Source organism: Flavobacterium sp. WC2430, from assembly GCF_040822075.1.
Taxonomy (GTDB): domain Bacteria; phylum Bacteroidota; class Bacteroidia; order Flavobacteriales; family Flavobacteriaceae; genus Flavobacterium.
Map to the genome: position 1 here is coordinate 3651059 of NZ_CP162007.1, position 18371 is coordinate 3669429.

General features: G+C 31.1%; 16 protein-coding genes. 13 read left to right on the top strand and 3 right to left on the bottom strand.

The annotated features are described in order from the left end of the window. Positions 1-50: 50 nt before the first annotated feature. The 8 genes from AB3G36_RS15900 (at position 51) to AB3G36_RS15935 (ending at position 9917) form a co-directional block, all read left to right on the top strand. Positions 51-713: an ABC transporter ATP-binding protein gene (locus AB3G36_RS15900; protein ID WP_367754382.1), complete on the top strand. Its 663-nt coding sequence runs from the start codon at positions 51-53 to the stop codon at positions 711-713. A gap of 59 nt (positions 714-772) precedes the next feature. Further along, positions 773-1537, top strand: coding sequence for a TIGR02757 family protein (locus AB3G36_RS15905; RefSeq protein WP_367754384.1), 765 nt, complete (start codon positions 773-775; stop codon positions 1535-1537). 306 nt (positions 1538-1843) lie between these two features. Further along, on the top strand, positions 1844-2212 hold the full coding sequence (locus AB3G36_RS15910) for a response regulator transcription factor (RefSeq protein ID WP_367754386.1): 369 nt from the start codon (positions 1844-1846) through the stop codon (positions 2210-2212). A 21-nt stretch (positions 2213-2233) separates the two neighbouring features. Next, complete coding sequence (locus tag AB3G36_RS15915; protein WP_367754388.1) at positions 2234-3343, top strand: HEAT repeat domain-containing protein; 1110 nt, start codon at positions 2234-2236, stop codon at positions 3341-3343. A 21-nt stretch (positions 3344-3364) separates the two neighbouring features. Continuing rightward, a complete protein-coding gene (locus AB3G36_RS15920; RefSeq protein WP_367754390.1) occupies positions 3365-4774 on the top strand; it encodes a glycosyltransferase in 1410 nt (469 codons plus the stop codon). Between the two features lie 29 nt (positions 4775-4803). Then, positions 4804-7233 carry a sulfatase-like hydrolase/transferase gene (locus AB3G36_RS15925; RefSeq protein WP_367754392.1) on the top strand — a complete coding sequence of 810 codons (2430 nt, stop codon included), beginning with the start codon at positions 4804-4806 and terminating at the stop codon, positions 7231-7233. Beyond that, positions 7230-8495: a YaiO family outer membrane beta-barrel protein gene (locus tag AB3G36_RS15930; RefSeq protein ID WP_367754394.1), complete on the top strand. Its 1266-nt coding sequence runs from the start codon at positions 7230-7232 to the stop codon at positions 8493-8495. The genes AB3G36_RS15925 and AB3G36_RS15930 overlap by 4 nt, the downstream gene beginning before the upstream one ends. 69 nt (positions 8496-8564) lie before the next feature. Then, entirely contained in the window at positions 8565-9917 is a 1353-nt protein-coding gene (locus AB3G36_RS15935) for a DEAD/DEAH box helicase (RefSeq protein WP_367754396.1), read from the top strand. Positions 9918-9976: 59 nt separating this feature from the next. Here the strand turns inward: AB3G36_RS15935 and AB3G36_RS15940 are convergent, their stop codons facing one another. Beyond that, positions 9977-11089 carry a lactonase family protein gene (locus AB3G36_RS15940; RefSeq protein ID WP_367754398.1) on the bottom strand — a complete coding sequence of 371 codons (1113 nt, stop codon included), beginning with the start codon at positions 11087-11089 and terminating at the stop codon, positions 9977-9979. Between the two features lie 170 nt (positions 11090-11259). Between AB3G36_RS15940 and AB3G36_RS15945 the strand changes: the two genes are divergently transcribed. From AB3G36_RS15945 to AB3G36_RS15960, 4 genes are read left to right on the top strand one after another with little or no spacing between them, the layout of a single operon-like run. Continuing rightward, positions 11260-13188, top strand: coding sequence for a BatA domain-containing protein (locus AB3G36_RS15945; protein WP_367754400.1), 1929 nt, complete (start codon positions 11260-11262; stop codon positions 13186-13188). A gap of 45 nt (positions 13189-13233) precedes the next feature. Continuing rightward, complete coding sequence (locus tag AB3G36_RS15950; protein WP_367754402.1) at positions 13234-14487, top strand: dihydroorotase family protein; 1254 nt, start codon at positions 13234-13236, stop codon at positions 14485-14487. Positions 14488-14491: 4 nt separating this feature from the next. Then, positions 14492-14821, top strand: a complete 330-nt coding sequence (locus AB3G36_RS15955; protein ID WP_367754404.1) for a hypothetical protein — start codon at positions 14492-14494, stop codon at positions 14819-14821. Between the two features lie 4 nt (positions 14822-14825). After that, positions 14826-15470, top strand: a complete 645-nt coding sequence (locus AB3G36_RS15960; RefSeq protein WP_367754406.1) for an alpha/beta hydrolase — start codon at positions 14826-14828, stop codon at positions 15468-15470. 31 nt (positions 15471-15501) lie between these two features. On the opposite strand, the gene AB3G36_RS15965 is transcribed toward AB3G36_RS15960, so the two are convergent. Together AB3G36_RS15965 and AB3G36_RS15970 are read right to left on the bottom strand one after the other, a co-directional pair. Next, entirely contained in the window at positions 15502-16005 is a 504-nt protein-coding gene (locus AB3G36_RS15965) for a hypothetical protein (RefSeq protein WP_367754408.1), read from the bottom strand. Between the two features lie 11 nt (positions 16006-16016). Then, positions 16017-16781 carry an MBL fold metallo-hydrolase gene (locus tag AB3G36_RS15970; RefSeq protein WP_367754410.1) on the bottom strand — a complete coding sequence of 255 codons (765 nt, stop codon included), beginning with the start codon at positions 16779-16781 and terminating at the stop codon, positions 16017-16019. Between the two features lie 96 nt (positions 16782-16877). Between AB3G36_RS15970 and AB3G36_RS15975 the strand changes: the two genes are divergently transcribed. Continuing rightward, positions 16878-18338 carry a TonB-dependent receptor gene (locus tag AB3G36_RS15975; RefSeq protein WP_367754412.1) on the top strand — a complete coding sequence of 487 codons (1461 nt, stop codon included), beginning with the start codon at positions 16878-16880 and terminating at the stop codon, positions 18336-18338. Positions 18339-18371: the final 33 nt, after the last annotated feature.

An 18371-nucleotide genomic window follows, 5' to 3' on the forward strand; every position in this document is an offset into this window, starting at 1 on the left:
TTATACCAATAATCATTAAAATCTTTGTTTCTTTGTACAAACTGGTTAAAATGATACAAGCAAAAAATTTACATAAATATTACGATGAACTTCATGTTTTAAAAGGAGTTGACTTACATATAAAAAAGGGAGAAATCGTATCTATTGTAGGGGCATCAGGAGCAGGTAAAACTACTCTTTTACAGATTTTAGGAACATTAGATAGACCTTCAACAGAAAATGAAATTGTTCTTCGTATCAATAATGAAGATATTTTGACCATGAAAGATAAAAATTTATCCAAATTTAGGAATCTAAATCTGGGCTTTATTTTTCAATTCCATCAGCTATTGCCTGAATTTACTGCCTTAGAAAATGTATGTATTCCTGCCTTTATAGCTAATAAACCGAAAAAAGAAACTGAGATTGAGGCCGAAAAATTATTAACTTATCTAGGTCTTTCTCATAGAATGAATCACAAACCCAATGAGCTTTCGGGTGGAGAACAACAACGAGTAGCAGTAGCAAGAGCGTTAATAAATAAACCAGCGGTCATTTTTGCAGATGAACCTTCGGGGAATCTTGATACAGCATCAGCAGAGAACTTACATCAGTTATTTTTTAAATTGCGTGATGAATTTGGACAAACATTTGTAATAGTCACACATAACGAAGATTTAGCTAATATGGCCGACAGAAAATTAATTATGATTGATGGTATGATTAGTAACTAAAACAGTTTAAAGTTCATTAAAAATGACGAAACATTTTAAACATTAAACTTTAAACAAAAATGAATCCATCTGAACTCAAATCATTTCTTGATGAGAAAGTGATACAATACAATACACTCGACTTTATCGATAGTGACCCCGTTCAGATCCCACATCTTTTTACCCAAAAAGAAGATATTGAAATTGCAGGCTTTTTAAGTGCCACAATTGCTTGGGGAAATCGTAAAATGATCATCAAAAACTCCCACAAGATGATGGATTTAATGGGGAATGCCCCCTACGATTTTATAATGTCCCATACTGAAACTAATCTAGAACAACTGGAATCATTTGTACACAGAACATTCAACGGACAAGATTTTACATTCTTCATTAAAAGTTTAAAAAACATTTATCAAAACCATAATGGATTAGAATGCGTATTTACTAATAACCAAGATTTAGAAACTATGCAACTATCCATTTCAGAATTCAAAAAAATATTTTTTGAAATTCCACATCAATACCGAACACAAAAACATGTTTCGGATCCAATGAATAATTCAGCCGCAAAACGCATCAACATGTACTTAAGATGGATGGTACGTCAAGACAACAAAGGAGTTGATTTAGGTATTTGGAAAAATATTTCACCCTCTTCCCTATCCTGCCCTCTTGATGTTCATTCTGGAAATGTAGCTCGAAAGCTAGGTTTATTATCCAGAAAACAAAATGATGGAAAGGCACTTGCCGAACTAGATCTACAACTTCGAAAATTAGATCCCAAAGATCCTGTAAAATATGATTTTGCTTTATTTGGTTTAGGCGTTTTTGAAGGCTTTTAATTTAAGCAACTAATTTATTTAGAAAACTTAACTAAAAAGTTTAAAATAAATACTCAAAAGAAAAGTTGTGTAAAATTTCCAAATAAGACAACTTCTTAAATCATAATCTTAAACTTACAAATGTGGGTTATTATGCCTTTTATCGATGTTTTTAGCGTTTAATCGATTGTTGGAGCCAAGATTTATCTTAAATTTGGTTAAATTAAATAAGAAAAGACCTTAAAAACTTAAATGATCAAAATCAACATTAAAAAACAATAAAACCTCTGCATTTCAATTACAAAACAAATTTTAAATAGTCAAACAATGAGTGAATCAAAAAAAATTCTTTTGGCAGAAGATAACTCAATCCTCTCATTATTACTCAAATTCAAATTAGAGAAAGAAGGGTATAAACTTTTCATGGCCATTAATGGAAAAGAAGCAATTGAAATAATAGAAGAACACAGCCCTGATCTAATTCTTACTGATATAATGATGCCATTTGTAAGCGGATTAGAAGTAATAAGTCACGTAAGAAACAAATTAGAATACGTAACGCCAATCATTGTGTTTTCATCAGCAGGTCAGGAAGAAATGGTTCTCAAAGCTTTTAATTTAGGTGCAACTGATTTTATGAGTAAGCCATTCAGCCCAAATGAATTAAGTATAAGAATAAAACGATTATTACGATAGAAAAAAATTGGTAAACAAAATATGGTAAATATATTTCAATATATTGTCGACTATCTCAAATACGCCCCTACAATTATTCAATTGTCTTGGGCTTTGAGTGCTGTATTTACATTTACAATAATTAGTTTAACATTCTATTTAAAACACTTAAGAAGTCGTCTAAGGACTAAAGAAAGAATCCAAAAAGTATATGAAAAAAAATATGAAGCTGATTTAATAGAATATTTATATTCGGGTAATGAAGAAGAGGAAGTGAGTCCTGAACAACAAAAAATTATTAATTATTTGAAAAAAAGTTCAGAGGATAGTTTAAAAAGAAAACTAATCATCTCGACCTTGTTGAAATTGAGAAGCGAAATTTCAGGTGAAACAGCTAATGACATCCAGAAACTATATTACCAAACAGGACTTATTAATTATGCCTCATCAAAACTGAAACATAAAAAATGGAATATAATTGCAAAAGCAATTAAAGAGCTTACCCAATTTGGAATTAAAGATGTGCATGACGACGTAATTCTTTTAATAAATCATCCAAAAAAAGAAGTGCGTAAAGAAATCCAAATGTATTTAGTAAAATTATTCCATTTTGAAGGACTTGATTTTCTAAATATATTAAAAACTCCATTATCAGAGTGGGACCAAATTCAATTATTAGAAATTCTTCAAAATTTTGAAGACCAAAAAATACCAGATATAAATGAATGGTTAGAATCAAGTAATAGTACCGTTGTTCTTTTTGCTTTAAAACTAGCCAAAATTTACAATCAGTTTGAAGCCAAAGATGTAATTATAAAACTTCTGAATCATTCAGAAATGCAGGTCAGAATTGAAGCAATTGATGTGCTTTCCAACATGGGAGTTATTGAAGCGGTCGCAATATTAAAAAATAATTTTGATCAACGTGATATAGAGGAACAGATTGCCTTCTTTAAAATGTTGGAAAGCATGTATGACACTAGCGATATTTCTTTCATTTCACAATTTATTAATCATGAAAACTTTTATATAAAAGTATCTGTAATGAAAATATTGAAAGTAATTAATGTTGATAATGAATCCAATACATTTAAAATAATTACTACAGATAAAGAATTTTCAGAAAGTATCAATTTAATTAAAGCCAGTTAATTATACTAAAAAACTACCCAAATGATAATAGATTTAATTCAATACCTATTTTTTGGTTTTGCACTTACTGCAATTCTATCCTATATCATATTAGCCGCAATTTCAGCAATTGAGACAATAGAATATATGAAAAAAAATAGCTTTGTTAATTATAAAGAAATATTATCATCCTCAATTTCTCCTTCCATTTCAATTATTGCACCTGCCTATAATGAAACTTTAAACATTGTAGAAAACGTACGGTCTTTGCTATCAAACCATTATGTAAATTACGATGTAATCATAGTAAATGACGGAAGTAAAGATGATAGTCTTGAAAAACTTATTAAAGCGTATGACTTAGTTAAAGTAGACTACCTTATCAATAATCAAATCCCAACAAAACCGCTTAGAAAAGGAGTCTTTAAATCCACTAACCCTGCTTTTGAAAAATTGATTGTAGTTGATAAAGAAAATGGTGGAAAAGCAGATGCATTGAATACTGGACTAAACATTAGCCCTAATAAATATGTAGCATGTATTGATGTCGATTGTTTATTACTAGAGGAATCCTTACAAAAAATGATTAAACCCTTTCTAGAATCTACGGATGAAAAGGTAATTGCTGCGGGAGGAGTTATCCGAATTGCAAATTCATGCATCATAAAAGACGGTAAATTACTAGATGTGAACTTGCCTAAAAATTTAATAGTAAGAGGGCAAATTTTAGAATATCTAAGAGCTTTTTTATTAGGTAGAATGGCATGGAGTAAATTGAATGGTTTATTAGTTATTTCGGGCGCCTTTGGTTTATTTGATAAAAAAATAGCTATTGAGGTGGGAGGTTACGACACCAAAACTGTTGGAGAAGATATGGAAATCATTGTGAGAATGAGAAGACATATGGAAGAGCAAAAAATAAAATATAAAGTAGCCTATATTCCAGATCCACTTTGTTGGACTGAAGCGCCGGATAATTATAAAATCTTTATTTCACAAAGAAATAGATGGACCCGAGGAACCATTGAAACATTAAAAAAACATCGTAAAATTGGTTTTAACCGTAAATACAATGCATTAGGAACCATTAGCTATCCTTATTGGTTAATTTATGAAAGACTGGCTCCAGTAATTGAAATTATGGGTTTATTCTATTTTTTATTTCTTTTACTAAATCATAATGTAAAATGGGATTATGCAATAGCATTCATTGTACTATCTTATTTATTTACTGTATTCTTTTCGATTATTACTATCATTTCTGAAGAGCTTACTTACCACCAGTATAAGAAAAAAGGAATTGGTTTACAATTAATCAGCACAGCCTTTTTAGAGCCTTTCACAAATCATCCCTTTATTCTATATGCAGCAATTAAAGGTAATTTTGATTACTATTTTAACAAAAAAATAAAATGGGGAGAAATGACTAGAAAAGGAATGACAAATGATTAAATTACCTAAATAAATAGAGATAGTAAAATATGAAGATTAAGTCGTTTTTAAATAATTGTTTCCCTTATATTTATTTAACAATTTCATTGGTAATCGCTTTTTGGTTTATTACTGCATTTGAAATATATACTAAGGCAACTAACGGAATAAACATTACAAACACAACAACAACGTTGTTCTATAAATTACTCAATGATTTTGGAATAGCATTGTTGATTGGAGTATTCTTTTTTCCTGTATATATGCTCTTTTATTATGTTAGAAAACCATGGAGTGTTATTGTAATCAAAATCATTTTTTCTTTACTGATTATTGGTCAATTTGCATTGGTTAAATACAATCTTACCACGCTAGTAAATTTAGGCGCAGATATTTTAGGATATTCCTATAGTGACATGTACACTACTGTAACTGCATCCGAATCATTATCTTATTTATACTTTATTCCTTTTATTATTTTTCCACTTCTTTATTTAGGTATTAATAACCTATTGGTAAGCTATGGTAATCCAAAAATTATTTATATTATTTCAGGAATTTCAATACTTATATTAGGAGGTTTAAAATTGGGAATTTCTGAAGCTTCTGATTCTACTTATCAAAATAAGTTGTCCTTCTTTGCAACTGATATCTTTCGTTTTCAATCAGATAAAAATGCGTTTAATGCTGATAATCTATTTTACAAAAAAGAGTATCCGTTAGTACAACCATTTGAATCATCTCCAGATGTATTAGCCCCTTTTTTTGAAATTCATGAGGAAAAGCCAAATATTGTAATGATCATAGTTGAAGGACTAGGTGATGAATTTATTGGTAAAAATGCCTATCGAGGCTTTACTCCTTATTTAGATTCCTTAATTCCAAAATCACTTTATTGGGAAAATTTCGTTAGTAATGCAGGAAGAACTTTTGGCGCCTTACCTTCAATATTAGGGTCTCTGCCATATGGCGAAAAAGGATTTTTAGAAATGAACCCATTGCCTTCTAATATTTCTCTCGTCAGTATTTTAAAAGCAAATGAATACACTACCTCATTTTATTGTGGTGATGAATCCAGTTTTGACAGAAAAATAAATTTTTTAGAATACAACGGAATCGAAAATGTCATTGATATAAATAAATTTGGCCCAGGTTATGTTAAAACCAAAGAAAATTCTGGTGGTTTTTCATGGGGATATCCTGATGGCGAAATATTCAAAAAAACATTATCCGAATTAGATTCTAAAAAACTCCCAAGGCTGGATGTGATCATGACACTAACCAATCATGAACCGTTTGATTTTCCAGCTAAAAAAGAATATTTAAAAAAAGTAGATGATATAATCAATACAAATAAAACACTTGATTTAACAAAATCGGAGGTAAACACGTATAAAGATATATTTGCATGTTTATTATATACTGATAATTCTATTAAAAATTTCATTGAATCTTATTCCAAAAGACCTGAGTTTAAGAATACCATTTTTGTAATTACAGGTGATCACCGATTAATCCCAATAGCTCAAAAAGACAAACTATGTCGCTTTCACGTGCCATTGTATATCTATAGTCCGTTATTGAAAAAACCACAAACATTTAAATCTGTTTCATCCCACTGGGATATAACACCCAGTTTAGTTTCATTTTTAATGAATAATTACAAAATGAATAAAATGGAGAAAACAGCTTGGATGAGTACAGGCTTAGATACGGTAAGAAAATTCAGAAACATTCACACTATTCCTATAATGCAAAATAAAGGAAGTATAAATGAAATGATTTATAAAGACTATTTACTTTCAAATGGTGACTTATTCAAAATCAATGAAAATTTTGACATTGCAAAAGTAAACGACGCCGCAATGCTGAAAGCAATAACTGACACTTTGAATGCCGCAAAAAAACTGAATGCATATCTAACTCAAAAAAACAAAATAATACCTAACTCAATTAATATATATACAAAACCTGCTTTTGAATTTTCGAAAACAGATCTTGCTACAATCAAAAAATTAACTAAAGGATTGACCTATGACGAAATATTCTTCCTTGCACGCGACTTTGCATTTAACAAAGAGCGCGATAAAGCCAGATTACTTTGTAATTACATATTAAATGAGTTTCCTAATTATGCAGACGTACGAACATTAAAAGGTAGAACTTTAGCATGGGATAAAAATTATGCAAAGGCAGAAACCGAATTTCTTGAAGTAATAAAAAGAACTCCCTATTACAATGACAGCTACCTTGCTTTAATGGATATGTATTGGTGGTCAAATCAAAACGAAAAAGGAATCGTTACTGGAAAAAAAGGACTAAAAAACAAAGTGGAAACACCAGAACTGGGAGTGAAATTAGCGCAAGCCTATTTCCGAACAAATAACTCGCTAATAGCAAATAAAATTATTGACAGTGTTATAAAAAAGCACCCAAAAGAAACAGAATTATTTAAAATTAAAAAATCCTTTGCAAAATGATTACAAAAAAAATAGCCAAACTAACATTTGTACTTTGTTTTACAATGATTTTTCAAATGTATGGGCAAGAAGAGAAATACAATGGCAATCCAGATACTTCTTTTGAAACTGCTCGTAATATGGCTTTCAATAAGCAACGCAAGCAGGCACAAGATACTTTGTCCCATATTTTAACTAAATATCCAGATTATCATGATATTCGTTCTTTCTTAGCCACAACCTATTCTTGGGATGGTGATTATAAAAAAGCACGAAAGGAATTTGCCTATGTTTTAGAGAAAGATCCACAAAATAAAAGTACATGGATTGCTGCAATTAAAAATGAAATATGGGGAGACAAACCCTATACTGCTTTAGAAATGACAACCGAAGCATTGAAAAACTTCCCTGATGATGCCGAAATATTATACCTAAAAGCGAGTGCCGAAGAAAAAACAAATAAACCAATAGAAGCATTAAATACTTTAGAATCAATATTAAACAAGAACCCTGAAGATCAAAAAGCAAAAGATTACAAATCGAGTTTAAGTACAACTCTAAGAAAAAACACGATCGGAATCAAAGCTGAAGTCGATATCTATTCGGAAGTTTTTGATCCGATGCAGTATTATACTTTAAATTACAGTCGCCAAACCAAGTACGGTAGTATTATAGGAAAACTAAATTTCAATAGAAGATTCAATGAAAACGGAACTCAAATTGAATTTGATCTATATCCAAAAATTACCAAAGGATTATATGCTTATTTAAATATAGGTTTTGCAAATACGTTTCTTTTTCCTGATTTACGATATGGAGCCGAATTGTATAAATCATTGCCAAAAAGTCTTGAAGTTTCTCTTGGATTCCGCTCTTTAAAATATACTACTACCACTAACATTTATACGGGCTCCATAGGTTGGTATACTGGGAATAGTTATTTGTCTTTTCGCCCGTATTTTACTCCGGGTGATAATGGAACCAGTACATCAGGGACTTTTACGTATCGAAAATACCGTTCTGATGCTGACAATTACCTCGGCTTCTCTTTTGGAATGGGATTTTCCCCAGAAATAAATCAATTTAATTTTAGTGGAAATGAAACAGCTATTGTAGATCTTAAATCTCAAAAATTAAATTTAAGCTATAATTTTACTTCTAAAAACAAACAAAATGCTTGGGGAACTCAATTTGGTGTCGCACATCAAGAAATTAGTTTTGATCAAGGAAATTATTTCTGGATTTATTCACTAGCAGTTTCATGGGATTTAAGGTTTAGATAAAACAGCAGATTTTGCACAATTAGCATCTTTACACTCAAAAAACGTATCTTTGCACAAAATATACGTTTTATGACCACTTTCGAGCAATTAAATCTACCCAAATCTGTCCAAAAAGCAATAGACGATTTAGGTTTTACATCCCCAACTCCTATTCAGGAAAAAACTTTTTCTGTGATAATGTCAGGTCGTGATATGATGGGAATTGCCCAAACAGGAACTGGTAAGACTTTTGCTTATTTATTGCCTTTATTAAAATTATATAAATTTATTCCTGGACATACTCCTAAAATAGTAATCCTTGTCCCTACCCGTGAACTTGTAGTTCAAGTGGCAGAAGAAGTAGAAAAATTGACCAAATACATGTCAGTTCGTACTGTTGGTATTTTTGGTGGTGTAAATATAAATACCCAAAAAACAACTATTTATCAAGGCTGTGACATCCTAGTAGGAACTCCAGGACGAATCATGGATTTAACACTAGATAATGTGATTCGTTTTGAAGAAATGCAGAAACTAGTTATTGATGAGTTTGATGAGATGTTGAATTTAGGTTTCCGTACGCAGTTGACCGCTATTTTGGCTATGATGCCAAAAAAACGCCAAAACATTCTCTTTTCAGCGACTATGACGGATGAAGTAGATGCTATTTTGAATGATTATTTTGATTATCCTGAAGAAGTTACGCTTTCTGCATCAGGAACTCCATTAGAAAACATTACACAAATAACGTATAATGCACCTAACTTTAATACCAAAATAAATCTATTAAAACACTTGTTACAAGAAAATGAAGACATGAGTCGTGTGCTAGTTTTCGTGAACAACAAGAAAATATCCGATATGGTCCATGAACGTATCGAAGAAGATTTTGAAGGACAATTTGGAGTAATCCACTCTAATAAATCTCAAAACTATCGTTTGAGCACTATGGCTTCGTTCCAAGAAGGAAATCTTCGTGGCCTTATTACAACGGATATTATGGCTAGAGGATTGGATATTTCGAATATTACACACGTAATTAACTTCGAGATGCCTGAGATGCCAGAATTATACATGCATAGAATTGGTAGAACAGGTCGTGCTGATAAAACAGGTACTGCAATTAGTTTTGTTGCACCTCGTGAAGAAGAATTTAAAGTGGAGGTTGAGGTGTTAATGAATATGGAATTAAATGCTGAGGAATTTCCTGAAACAGTTGAAGTTTCATCCAAACTAATTGAACCCGAAAAAGACAGACAGCCGATTAAGTTTTTGATGAAAAAGAAAAAACTTGAAGGCGATGGTGCATTTCAAGAGAAAAGTAAGAAGAACAAGAAAGTCAATTTAGGTGGACCGGGTGTAACCAAGAAAAAAACACATGGATCTGTCAATCGTAATATGCTTAAAACAAGAGATAAAAAACGAAAAGACAAAAACAAATAGCATAAAAAAAGGCTTAAAAATGAATTCCATTTTTAAGCCTTTTTTATTTAAAACCTTCTCTAATTTTCAGTAAACACTAAACAAACTGGAGAACATAATTCAATTCTTTTTCCTGTATCTGTTAATGCACCAGTTAGTTGATCTCTTTTAAAAATAACAACATTGTTCGTGTATTGGTGGCCTACCAAAAGATAATTTCCTGTAGGATCAATAACAAAATTTCTTGGCCCTTTACCTAATGTACTCGTTTGTCCTTTTGATTTTAATTTCCCGTTTTTACCAATTTCAAATATCGAAATATCATTCGCTTCCCCTCTATTTGAAGCATATAAAAATTTCCCGTCAGGTGAAATATGAATATCTGCAGAACCAAAAGTTCCTTTAAAACCTTTAGGTAAAATAGTAGTTTCTGCCACTTTTTTTAATTTTCCGTTTGAATATTTAAAAGTAGTCAAGCTTGCATCCATTTCCTGCACTAGATACACAAATTTACCATCTTTACTAAAAGTAAGATGCCTTGGTCCACTTCCTGCTTTTACAGCTACACTATCACATACTTTCAATGCTTCTTCATTTGTATTGGGATCGTATGCATAAGAATATACTTTATCAAGACCTAAATCATTTGACAAAACAAACTTTTTATCAGGAGAAAAATGCACCATATGTACGTGTGGTCCTTGTTGTCTTTGTACATCAGCTCCCTTTCCATAATGTTGAATTACTTGCTTAGCTTCGGCAAGACTTCCATCACTGTTTTTTTGAAAAACCGAAATGTTCCCACCAGAATAATTAGCAACAATAACATTTTTATCGTCATTGATAATATAACAAGGATCAGCTCCTTTTGAACTTTGCTTATTAATTAAATCTAATTTACCGCTAGATGGAATGTAACTATAAGAACTAACCGTACTTTCTGGCCCATTTTCATTTACTGAATAAACATAATTATTATCCTTTGAAACGGTCAAATAACTTGGATTAATACTGTTTTCTGAAACGTTTTTAAAACTAAAATCAGCTGTAGTGGTATCAAAATTATAAACATATATCCCCTTGCTTTCACAACTGGTAGTATACGTACCTATAAGTAAATTAAGCTTTTGACTTTGAGCTTGAAATGCCGTTAATATTGAAAATAAAAAAAGAATTAAAACCTTATTTTTCATAATTGTGTGTTTTTTAAGAAAGCTAAAATACATAATTAACCTTAATTGTTTAATGCTTTTAAAAATTATAACAACATCTATAAAAACTGTCTACAAATTTGTATTTTTGACTACTAATATCCATTTCACTTCAAAAGAAATAGAATCCAATGAAGTAAACTAAAAACCGAATGCAGTACAAACATCCCGAAATTTTATACTTTCTTTTCTTACTGATTGTACCAATTTTGGTTCATTTATTTCAATTAAGACGGTTCAAAAAAGAATACTTTACTAATGTTCAGTTCTTAAAAGCTTTATCTATACAAACTAGGAAAAGTTCTAAAATAAAAAAATGGTTGCTCCTTTGCTGTCGTTTACTTCTATTAGCTTCTATTATTATTGCATTTGCTCAGCCTTTTTTTTTAGCCAAAGACAATAAGAATGCTTCAAATGAATTGTATATCATTCTGGATAATTCCTTTAGCATGCAAGCCAAAGGAAAAAAAGGAGAACTCTTGAAACGCTCTGTACAGGAATTACTTGAAAACACACCCGAAAATACCCGTTTTTCTTTACTCACCAATTCCGAAAGTTATTGGAATACTGATATTAAAGAAATTCAAAATACATTACAAAATCTTCAATATAGCGCTATTCCGTTTCAATTAGACAATTTAATTGCAAAAGTAAAATCACATAAGTCCATTTTCAAAAAAGACATTATCATCATTACTGATGCCGTAGGTATTGATAAAAAACAACTAAAAGGCATTAGTGAAAACGAAAATCCGTATTTTATAATTCCAAAAGCAGAACAAAAAAATAACGTAGCAATCGACAGTGTTTATATCAGTGAAACATTAGAAAATTTCTATGAAATTGAAGTAAAACTATCGAGCTACGGACAAAGCGAAAAAGAAGTTCCAATAGCTATTTACAACCAAAACAAATTGATTGCAAAAACGCTAGTCAATTTTGAAACGAAACAGAAAATAGTTCATTTTACTATTCCAAAACAAGTTTTTCACGGTTATGTAAGTATTACTGATAATGGTTTGGGGTATGACAATGTTTTATATTTTAGTATTTCGAAAACCAAAAAAGTAAAAGCAATTTGCATTGGAGAACTTCAAAAAAACAACTTTTTAAGTCGGATTTTCACAAATGATGAGTTTGATTTCAATGTAACTACAATTTCTTCATTGGATTACAATGAAATAGAGAAACAAGATGTTATCATTTTAAATGAACTAGATGAAATTCCTCAAGCATTACAAACCACATTAAAATCAGTGGTAGAAAAAGGAGCTAATTTAATCGTGATTCCGTCAGGAAAATCATCTTTGAGTAACATCAATCCTTTCCTGAATATTTTTGGAAAACTACAATTCAACTCTTTAGAAAATTTTGAAAAACGAATCACCAAAATTAATTTTGAACACCCTTTATTCAATGGTGTTTTTGAAAATAAAATTACCAATTTTCAATATCCAAAAACGAATAGTTCATTTGAAATTTCAGGAGTAAACTCTGGAGCACTATATTATGAAGACCAGAGCTCATTTTTGACTTCGTTACCCAATGTTAATTCAACCGTTTACGTTTTTTCGGCACCAATTAATACCGAAAATTCAAATTTTCAACAATCGCCATTAATTGTTCCTACCTTTTATAAAATGGCAGTAAGTAATCATAATGATGGAATTATTGCATTAACTATTGGGAATGAAAATCCTTTTTTGGTAGATGTATTATTATCTAAAGATGCCGTTTTAAGTGTAAAAAATAAAACGGAACAATTCATTCCCATCCAACAAATACTGAACAATAAAGTAAAATTAATTTTTAATGATTATCCCACACAAGCAGGGAATTTTGAAATTTATAACCAAAAAGAAGCGCTAGAAAACATTAGTTTTAACTACAATAGAAGCGAAAGCAACTTAGAAAATAGCAATGAAAATGCAGTAACAGACTATAAAACACTCGATTCAATTGCAACTGTTTTTGACACTTTACAAACAGAGCGAACAGACAATCAAATTTGGAAATGGTTTGCTATCTTTGCACTGTTATTTATGGTAACAGAAATGGCAATCATACGATTCATGAAATAAAAAGCATATTTCATGTATTAAGAATTAAAAAAATAAAATCTACATATGAAACTTATCATCCGAGAAGCAAAAATTATCGACCCACAAAGTCCTTTTCATAACAAAAAAGCAGATATTTTAATTGTAGATGGTTTTATAAAAAAAATAGCAACTTCAATCCCAAATGAAGAAAATATCGAGGAAATAAAACGTGCTAATTTACATGTTTCCCAAGGCTGGTTTGACAGTAGCGTATCGCTAGGAGAACCTGGTTTTGAAGATAGAGAAACAATAGCAAATGGATTACATGTGGCGGCAAAAAGTGGTTTTACTGCAATTGCGTTACAACCCAACTCCTTCCCTATTATAGACAATCAATCCCAAATAAACTTTGTACAAAGTAAAGCTTTTGGAAGTGCAACTCAACTGTTTCCCATTGGTGCTTTAACAAAAGGAAGCGAAGGAAAAGATATGGCTGAATTGTATGATATGAAAAAAGTGGGGGCAGTCGCTTTTGGGGATTACAATAAAAGCCAAGACAATGCCAATCTACTAAAAATAGCCTTACAATACGTTCAAGATTTTGATGGATTAGTGATTGCTTTTCCACAAGATGAAAAAATAAAAGGAAATGGAGTCGCTAATGAAGGTATCGTATCCACAAGATTAGGCTTAAAAGGCATCCCAAATCTAGCAGAAGAATTACAAATTGCCCGCAATCTATTTTTGTTAGAATATACTGGAGGAAAATTACATATCCCCACAATTTCAACTGCAAAATCTGTGGAACTAATTAAAGATGCAAAAGCAAAAGGACTAAGCGTTAGCTGTAGTGCAGCAGTGCATCATTTGGTTTTAACAGATGAAAAACTAGAAGATTTTGACACACGACATAAAGTTACACCACCATTAAGAACAGAGCAGGATCGAAAAGCACTAATCGAAGGGATATTAGATGGTACAATTGACATGATTACATCCGACCACAACCCCATCGATATTGAGCATAAAAAAATGGAGTTTGATGCCGCCAAAAACGGAACTATTGGACTAGAAAGTGCCTTTGGTTCTTTAATGACTGTATTGCCTTTAGAAATAATAATAGATAAATTAACTGCCGGAAAAACTACTTTTGGCATCGAAAATTCTATCGTTACCGAAGGAGCCAAAGCCAACCTAAGTTTATTTTCGCCAGAAGGAAATACTATATTTACAAAAGCATCTATTTTATCGAAATCGAAAAACGCTGCTTTTCTAGGAGTAGAAATGCAAGGAACCGTGTACGGTATCGTAAATCAAGATCAATTAATTTTAGCATAAAAACATGAATAACAACACCGTTGAAAAAGGTAAAACTACAGCCATAACCAGTTATATTCTAGGAATTGGAGTATTTATTGCCATGTCTATGAATGCCGAAGATAAAAACACTTTTGCCTCCTTTCATATTCGTCAAGGATTAGGATTAACAATTACATTTATTTCATTAGGGCTTATTGTAAGTAACTTTGATAGTTTAATGATATCAGCTCCAATGTGGATTTTTGTTTCTATTTTATGGACTTATGGTATTTTCAGTGCGATAAAAGGAGAAACAAAACCAGTTCCTTTAATTGGAAAACTTTTTCAAAAATGGTTTACAAACATATCTTAATCAAATGAAATTATCTTTAGAATACCTCGTAAGAGAACCCAAAATAAAATTAGACAAAAATCCTTTATTACTTTTACTTCATGGTTACGGAAGCAATGAGGAAGATTTATTCTCCTTTGCAACTGAACTTCCTGATGACTATTACGTGATTTCAGCACGAGCACCTCATACTTTGCAGTATGGCAGCTATGCATGGTACGCAATAAATTTTGATGAAAATCAAAATAAATTTTCAGATAACGAACAAGCAAAAGTATCCCGAGATTTAATTACTACTTTTATTGATGAATTAATAGCGACCTACCCTATTGATACGGATAATATTATCTTGACAGGATTTAGTCAAGGGGCGATATTGAGTTATGCTGTGGCACTTTCACATCCAGAAAAAATTCAAAAAGTGGTTGCATTGAGCGGTTATATAAGCGAACCTATTTTTGAAGAAAATTATAAAAATAACGATTTCTCCAATTTAAAAATATTTGCTTCTCATGGGACTGTAGACCAAGTAATACCAGTAGATTGGGCTAGAAAAACTAAACCATTTCTAGATAATTTAAATATAAAATCAACTTATAAAGAATATCCAATAGGACATGGGGTTTCACCTCAGAATTTCTATGATTTTAAAAATTGGTTGTTAGAATAAAAAAAGGTTCCAAAATTTGGAACCTTTTTTTTTAGCGTTTTTGATATAATAAAGACTGAATCACCTCAAATGAAATCGTTTCATCTTGATTTACAAAATACTTCAGTAAAACTTCTCCCCAAATTTCGCCATCGCTATAATCAGCTATAATCCATCTGTGATTTAACACTTTCACTTTGTTGATTATAAATTTATTAGCCCCTATTTGATCTTGTCCTACGTAAGGATTCCCTTTTGGATTTGAATTTAAATCCATCAATTTCTCTTTCACATAAGGAATTAACTTTTCATACTGGATTGTTTTTTCGGAACCTGAAGTATCAAAATAGTCTTGTGCATTTTCATTTTTTTCCAATGAAAAATAGTTCGCATCAGTCAATTTTGCCGTTACCGAATTCAAACTGTCTTTTAGTTTTTTGGTCGTTTTTTCGTATCTATGTTGCTCATATTCTACTTCTTTACTTAAAAACATGTAGGTATAGACGTTTAATAATGCAATAAGAATAAAGGCATACAGCAATAATGATTTTTTCATTTTATATTTAATTAAATTGTAATTTCTAAATTGTCAAAAGCAAGATAGACGTTTTTAGGTAATTTTTTTTGAACATCCTCATGAAAGCCTAGTAAATGACTAATGTGCGTTAAATAGGCTTTTTCTGGATTAACCAAAGCAATAAAATCTAAAGCTTCTTGCAAGTTGAAATGAGAAAAATGATGTTCTTCTCGCAAGGCATTTATAACTAATACTTTTATGCCTTTTAATTTTTCAGTCTCGACTTCTTCAATAGTTTTAACATCTGTCAAATAAGCAAAATCGTCTATTCTAAAACCAAAAACTTGAAGATTCCCGTGCAAGACATTTATAGGAATTGCTATTTTATCACCAATAGGAAATGGTTGGTCGTTGATTATTTCAATTGTCTTTACAGAGGGTGCGCCAGGATACCGATTTACGGTTTCAAAAACATAATCAAATCGTCTTTTTAGATTTTCAATTACCCTTTGATGTGCATAAATAGGAATTTCTCCTTGTTTAAAATTAAAAGGTCGAATATCGTCTATACCAGCAGTATGATCCGAATGTTCATGAGTAAATAGGATTCCATCTACTTTTTGACAATTTGAAGTAAGCATTTGCTGTCTAAAATCGGGTCCGCAATCGATAACGTAGGAATAAGAATCCCACGAAACCCAAACAGAAACACGTAACCTTTTATCTTTATAATCAGTACTTTTACATACTGGATGACTACTCCCAATTATAGGAATTCCTTGAGAAGTGCCAGTGCCTAAAAAATATACCTTCAAATCTATTTTATTTTTTTACAAAAATAGGATTAATTATCTTTCATAAGAAACCTATTTCATTAACTTTGTACATTATTAGCCATATTTAAAATAAAAATGGATACTGCAATAAAACTAAAAGGTGACAAAGTCATCGAACAAATACCTTCAATAAAAGATAAGGCACTCCGTATTAATTTGAACGAAAATATATATGGAACTTTTGCCGAAATTGGAGCTGGACAAGAAACGGTAAGACACTTTTTTAGATCTGGTGGTTCTTCAGGAACTATAGCTAAGGCGATGTCTGCTTACGATAAAGACTTTAGTGATGCGATATATGGCACTGAAAATGATGGGCGTTATGTAACTGAAAATCGATTAAAAAAGATGTTAACTTTTGAAGGAGAGTTAATTGAAGAACGATTAAGTAGAGAAAAGCACCCTAATAAAATGTTTTTTAGTTATGCTAATACTGTAGCTACTATTGACTTTGCAAAGCAATTCAAAGGACATGGATGGGTTGGTATTCGCTACCAAATTGAGCCTGATGAAGATTATAATGAAATTACGCTTCATATTCGTTTTAAAGAAACGGATGCACGGTTACAACAAGAAACATTGGGTATTCTTGGAGTAAATTTAATATATGGTGCATTTTATAAATACAACGACCCTAAGCGATTGTTGCGTTATTTATACGATCACCTTGACAAAGACCAATTAGAAATTGACACCATTAATTTTTCTGGACCTCGTTTTGCTGATGTTGACAATCGTTTGATGAGTTTACAATTAGTAAAAAACGGAATGACTGATGCTGTAATGTTTGACCCTAACGGTAAAAACATTCTTCCTGCCGCCATATTATACAAAAAGAACATCCTAGCATTGAGAGGAAGTTTCCGTCCTGTAACTAAGGTAAATATGGACATGTATGAGAAATCATTAAAAATGTTCATTGAAGAAAATAAAGTGGAAAAAGAAAATACATTAGTTGTATTTGAGATTACACTTTCTAATCTTCGTTCTGACGGAGAAATTGACGAAAGAGATTTTATGGATCGTGCTGAATTACTTTGTTCATTAGGACAAACAGTAATGATTTCTAATTTCCAAGAATATTATAAAGTAGTAGAATATTTTGCTAACTATACTAAAGCTCGAATGGGGCTTGCTATGGGAGTAAATAATCTAGTCGATATATTTGATGAAAAATACTACCGTCATCTAAGTGGTGGAATACTTGAAGCATTTGGAAAATTATTCTATCGCGATATGAAAGTATTCCTATATCCTATGCTAGATGAAAATGGAGATATTGTTACATCAGAAACACTAAAAGTACACCCAAGAATGAAAGAATTGTATAAATTTTTTAAATTCAACGGAAAAGTGATTGACATTGACGATTATGACCCTGAGAATCTGGAAGTATTCTCTCGTGAAGTACTTAAAATGATTAGTGATGGAAAACCAGGTTGGGAACCAATGCTCCCTTCTGGTATTGCGGAAATTATTAAAGAACATCATCTGTTTGGGTACAGCCCAAATAAAGTTTTAAAGGAAAGTAATTAATTTAAAACCAGAAAAAAGAGCCAAGAAAAAGAC